The sequence below is a fragment of the Corallococcus sicarius genome (genome assembly GCF_003611735.1).
In the GTDB taxonomy this organism is placed as follows: domain Bacteria; phylum Myxococcota; class Myxococcia; order Myxococcales; family Myxococcaceae; genus Corallococcus; species Corallococcus sicarius.
Genome location: NZ_RAWG01000512.1, coordinates 1 through 4,250, shown reverse-complemented (window position 1 = coordinate 4,250; position 4,250 = coordinate 1). Strand labels below are relative to the sequence as shown.

General features: G+C 69.3%; 5 protein-coding genes. 2 read left to right on the top strand and 3 right to left on the bottom strand.

The features are described from left to right. Nucleotides 1–315 precede the first annotated feature (315 nt). The gene (locus D7X12_RS39860; protein WP_120630366.1) at nt 316–831 is read left to right on the top strand and encodes a J domain-containing protein; all 516 of its coding nucleotides are present in this window, start codon (nt 316–318) and stop codon (nt 829–831) included. On the opposite strand, the gene D7X12_RS39855 is transcribed toward D7X12_RS39860, so the two are convergent. Together D7X12_RS39855 and D7X12_RS39850 are read right to left on the bottom strand one after the other, a co-directional pair. Beyond that, on the bottom strand, nt 747–1,757 hold the full coding sequence (locus tag D7X12_RS39855) for a stage II sporulation protein M (RefSeq protein WP_120630365.1): 1,011 nt from the start codon (nt 1,755–1,757) through the stop codon (nt 747–749). The genes D7X12_RS39860 and D7X12_RS39855 overlap by 85 nt on opposite strands. 1 nt (nt 1,758) lies before the next feature. After that, nucleotides 1,759–2,529, bottom strand: a complete 771-nt coding sequence (locus D7X12_RS39850) for an RDD family protein (protein WP_120630364.1) — start codon at nt 2,527–2,529, stop codon at nt 1,759–1,761. Between the two features lie 477 nt (nt 2,530–3,006). Here D7X12_RS39850 and fruA point away from each other — a divergent pair, with 477 nt between their 5' ends. Then, the gene (gene fruA, locus D7X12_RS39845) at nt 3,007–3,693 is read left to right on the top strand and encodes a response regulator transcription factor FruA (RefSeq protein ID WP_120537371.1); all 687 of its coding nucleotides are present in this window, start codon (nt 3,007–3,009) and stop codon (nt 3,691–3,693) included. A 67-nt stretch (nt 3,694–3,760) separates the two neighbouring features. Here fruA and D7X12_RS39840 read toward each other — a convergent pair whose 3' ends face one another. Beyond that, nucleotides 3,761–3,982, bottom strand: a complete 222-nt coding sequence (locus D7X12_RS39840; protein WP_120537372.1) for an MbtH family protein — start codon at nt 3,980–3,982, stop codon at nt 3,761–3,763. Nucleotides 3,983–4,250 lie beyond the last annotated feature (268 nt).

The window sequence follows — 4,250 nt, the reverse complement described above, 5'->3', positions numbered from 1 at the left end:
GGGCCGGGGCGCCGGGGCCTTGTCGGCGCCAGCCTTCTCGACGCCGGCCTTGTCGGCGCCGGCCTTCTCTCCAGAGGGCTTCTCCGGGGCCGGCTTCAGGGGAGCCCGGGACGGAGCCTGGGCGTGCGCGACGGCGGTCAGCAGCAGGGCGGCGGCGAGGAGCGGACGCATGGCCCCGTTCTACCCGAATCCCGACACCCGGGCAGCGGGATGGCGCACCCCCCTGGGTCGCGGGCGACATTTTCTTGACGCGATCGTCGGACGTGGGAGGTTGCTGGCGCTACAGGCGTGTTGCGAACGGAGAGCGAAGACACCATGGGTGCGGCGGTCGCGAGCTGGCAGACGCTGGAGAACGTCGAAGTGGAGTGTACCCACTGCGGCGTCATGATGACCCTCCAGCCAGGGAACCGGGTGAAGTACTTCCGGTGCGGTTCATGCCACCGCTGGGTGTCCAGCACCTACAGCGAGGTGTTCCGCGCGGACTCGAAGATGCGCACGCACCCGGTGAAGGACACCGCGGAGGCGGACGCGCGCTTCGTGGAGGTGAAGGACCGGCTGGACAAGTGGCTCAACGCCGTCCAGGAGCAGTGCCCGTACCAGATGATGGGCGTGTCGCCGTTGGATCCGCCCGACGTGGTGCGCGCGCGCTTCCACGCGCTGGCCATGGAGCGGCACCCGGACCGGGGCGGCTCCGCCGAGCAGATGCGTGAGCTCAACGCCGCCTACGAGCGCATCCTCAAGCACCGTCAGCGCAAGCGGATGGAGGCCCTGTCCTCTGGCACTTCCTCGTGCGCGACGCCCGCGTCCGTCCTCCCCGCGCGCAGCAGGTAGAGCCAGAAGAGCGCTCCCAGTGAGAGGCCCAGCCCCGCCTTGGCCCAGGTGGGGAAGAAGCTCCCCGGGGAGATGAAGCCCTCCACCACGCCGATGCCGGCGAGGAAGGGCGCGCAGCCCACCACCAGCTTCACCGCCTCGCGGCCGCGCGTCTGGAGCGACTGCGCCCGGGGCAGCTCTCCGGGGTCGATGAGCGCCTGGCCCACCATCAGGCCCGCGCCCCCCGCGATGACGATGATGGACAGCTCCACCGGCCCGTGCGCGGCGATGAAGTCCAGGAAGCCCACCGCCATGCCCTCGCGGAAGCACAGCGCGCCCACCGCGCCAATCAACACGCCGTTGTTCACGAGCGTGAAGATGGGCCCCACGCCCAGCAGGATGCCGGACGCGAACGCGAACAGCGTGACGGTGAGGTTGTTGGTCGCGATGCCGGAGGCCACCGCGTTGGGCGGCGCCACCGACAAGATGTCGTCCGTCCACATGCGCCCCTGGGCCACGTAGCGCCGCACGCCCTCCGGCACCAGCAGCTCCGCGCCGCGCGGCTCCAGCAGCACCACCAGCGCCCCCAGGAGCAGCCCCAGCACCAGCAGGCCCGCGCTCACGCCCACGAAGCGCGCCTCGCGGCGGAGGGTGGCCGGGAAGTCGCGCCGGAAGAAGTCGCGCGTCGCGGCCCAGCGCTCGCGGGGCGGTTGGTAGATGGCGCCATACGCCTGGCCACACAGCTGGTTGAGGAACCGGTGCGCGTCCGTGCCCGGGTAGAACGTCTGCGCCTGGGCCAGGTCCGCGGCCGCGCGGCGATACAGCGAGTCCAGCCGTCGCAGCTCGTCCAGGTGCAGCCGGCCCGCGCGCTGGCGCGTCAGCAGCCCCTGGAGCGCGTCCCAGTCCGGCCGGCGCCGGGAGACGAAGGTGGGGAGGGGCAGGGCCATGTCAGTGGGCCGCCCGGGCTCGGGTGCGCAGGAAGGCCTCCGTGGCGTCCGCGGACGCCAACACCCGCTCGCGCTCCGCGTCCGTCAGGGAGGCGCCCACGCGGTCCACCATCCGTGCGCCCAGCCGACGGCGCACCTCCGGCTCCAGCCCGGACGCGCGCGCGAGGAACGCCAACACCAGCTCCACGTCCTCCGCGTCCAACGGACGCTCGGCGGCCACGGGCGTGGGCGGAGCCTCCGCCGCGGGGGCCTGCGTGTACTTGTCCAGGTCGATGGCCTCCTCGCGCACCAGCACGGTGCCGGCGAGCAGGTCCCCCAGCCGGCGGTGCTTCCCATCCAGCAGCATGGTGATGCAGCCGGTGGCGTAGAGCACCGGCAGGAAGTCCACCGCGCGGCACAGGTTGCGCACGGCGCTTTCGTAGAAGCCCACCGGCGAGCCGTCCTCGCGCACGACGCGGATCTTCAGCACGCGCTTGCCGGGTGTCTGTCCATGGAAGAAGACCTCCGCCAGCGTCCAGTACAGCCATTGCGTGGCGAAGAGCCCCACCGCGAACAGCGACTGGACCAGCCCCGACAGCGCCTGGAATGCACCCAGCACGTCGGAGACGAGCAGGGTGATGACGAAGTAGAGGGCCACCCAGAAGAAGAACAGCAGGCTTGCGTCCACCAGCCACGCAAGACAGCGGTAGCCAATGCCGGCCACGGGGAGGGAGAGCGCCACCCGCTCGGGCGTGGCGACGTCGACGTGAGGTGCGGGGGCGGAGGGTGTCATGCGTGTCGGACGCACAGCATACGCCCTTGCCGTCTAAGGGGAACATCCACGTGGTTTGCGTGCCACCAACACAGCGGAGCCGAAACAGCGCGCGAAACATTGAATGGTGGACGCAAAAGCGTGTCCCGGACGAGACAGCCACCAGGGCCTGTCGGACGAGGCCCTGGATTTCGATACGCTTCGTGCGCAATTGACAGTCCCGACAAAGCCGGTTCGCATGTAACGGCTGAGGGTGTTAGGGTCTCGGGTGGTTGGAATTGCCTGAGCGAAAAAGGAGGAAGCGGCCCGAAGGGGCCGGTTCGGCAGTCGCAAGCGCAGTCCGCAGGGCAGCACTGACAAGACCCCCGGATGGAGTTGAAGCGCGGTTCTCGCACGCCCATCACAGGCGGAAGTTCCGCCGCGGTTCCACCGACTCCGGGGCAGGTTGCAGTCGACAGGTTGTAAAGCAATTCGCCACGACGGCTGGGGGGCCATCGCATGGCAGCGAATCAATCAGCAGTGCGTATTTCGATTCTCGAAGGACCTTGGGCGGCCTGGCAGGGCCTCTCCGATGGGCTTCGAGGTGAGGGTCATTCCACTTCGGTGACGCGCGACGTGCGCGGCTTCCTGGATGGGCTTGGAACGGATCCGCCGCAGGTGGCCATTCTGGATGTGGAGAGTGATGGCGAAGCCGCCATTGGCTGCTCCGTGACGGAAGGGCTCAACCTGCTGCGCGAGGCCCGCAAGCGCAGACTGGAAGTCCGCATGCTGCTGCTTTCGGCGGTGAGCACGCCGGAGGTCATCTCCCAGTGCTTCGACGAGGGCGCCTCCGGCTACCTCTTCCGCGCGGGGTTGGGCGTCAATGCCGTCTCTTCCGCGGTCCAGTCACTGGTGAGGGGCGAACGCCTCTTCCCGGTGCAGCTGCTGCGCAATGACTTCGAACATCCACCGGTGACGTCGCCCACGGCGAGCGTGCTGCTGTTGCTCACGCAGCGGGAGCGCGAGGTGCTCGCGTACGTGGCGGGAGGCGCGGACAATCTGAAGATCGCCGCACATCTCCAGATTGCCGAGCGCACGGTGAAGTCACACGTCACGCAGCTCTACCGCAAGCTTGGGGCGGAGAACCGCACCCAGCTTGCCCTGCGCGCCTGCCATCTGGGCGTCAGGCCTCCGCCAGACCTCTAGTCGGGGACGGGCCCACCCTCCCCGCGAACCGGGGAGGGAGTCACGGCAGTCGGAAGCGGTGCGGCCCTCAGTTCTTGCGGGCCGCCTCTTCCATCTTCTTGCGGAGGCTCAGCGGACGCATGTCCGTCCAGACCTCCTTGATGTACTCCAGGCACTCGGCCTTCAGGCCCTGCTTGCCAGCATCCTTCCAGCCCAGCGCGTTCTCGCGGTCGGCCGGCCAGATGGAGTACTGCTCTTCGTGGTTCACGACGACCTTGTAGATGGTCGTGTCTTCGCGCTCGTCGCTCATCGGGGTGGCTCCTACGACACCAGGGGACCCCTTTCGTCGCACACCCGGGGAAAAGCGGTCAAGGTAGGCGATCAGGAAGCCCCTTCGTCCCTCCTGGGAAGGCGGATCCGCGCCCGGCCGCTCGCCGGGGCTCCGCCCGGAGCCCGGCTCCGTGACAGGGGGCAGGGGGCCACGGATACTCGGGCGCATGCGCTTCTTGAAGAACGGCATCGCGGGCGTCCTCCTCCTCGTGGGGGGCGCCTGGGCCGGGCTGGCCCTGGCCCTCACG